Genomic DNA, 761 nt, shown 5'->3' on the forward strand with positions numbered 1-761 from the left:
CGACATAAACCACCTAATTAATTTAAAGGGTTTATGGAGTATATAAAATTGTCATACCATCATCTTAACTTTGAAGATCGTACTGCATTAATGCTTGAGTCAAGAAAAGAAGGCTTTTCAGCCAGAAAATTTGCTGAACTCATTAAAAGACATCCTAGTACGATCTATCGTGAGCTTAAAAGAAATAGCATCAATGACGTTTATCAAGCTCGATATGCTTCTGATAACACCTTCGCTAGACGTAGACGTGGTCACAGAAAACTCAAAATCGATTCAATCCTCTGGAAATTTATTGTTGAAGCGATCCGTTGTTTATGGTCTCCTCAGCAAATAGCAAAGCGTTTAAAGACATTTCCTGATTTGGATCAAACAATGAATGTAAGCCATACAACGATTTATTCAACGATACGAGCATTACCAAAGGGTGAGTTGAAAAAAGACTTATTATCCTGTCTGCGTCATGAAAATAAAAAGCGAAAAGCTAACGGTGAACCTAAAAAAGATTCTATATTACAGGATATTAAAACTATTCATGAGCGCCCAGCCGAAGTTCAAGAAAGAAAAATACCGGGTCATTGGGAAGCTGATTTAATTAAAGGTAAAGACAATAAAAGTTCGATAGCAACACTTATTGAACGAAATACACGGCTCTGTATCTTGGCAACATTACCTGATGCAAAGGCAGAATCAGTGCGCAAGGCTTTAACTGAAGCTCTGAAATATTTACCTGCAGAACTGCGTAAAACGTTGACCTATGACCG

The 761-nt window shown here is 36.9% G+C and carries 1 protein-coding gene; it reads left to right on the top strand.

Translation table 11 applies throughout. The features are described 5' to 3' along the window. Nucleotides 1-33: 33 nt before the first annotated feature. A partial coding sequence (locus J502_RS16155) for an IS30-like element ISAba125 family transposase (protein WP_081403964.1) occupies nt 34-761 on the top strand: 728 nt, incomplete at its 3' end.

Origin of the sequence: Acinetobacter sp. 1294596, assembly GCF_000582925.1 — a bacterium.
Lineage (GTDB): Bacteria > Pseudomonadota > Gammaproteobacteria > Pseudomonadales > Moraxellaceae > Acinetobacter > Acinetobacter radioresistens.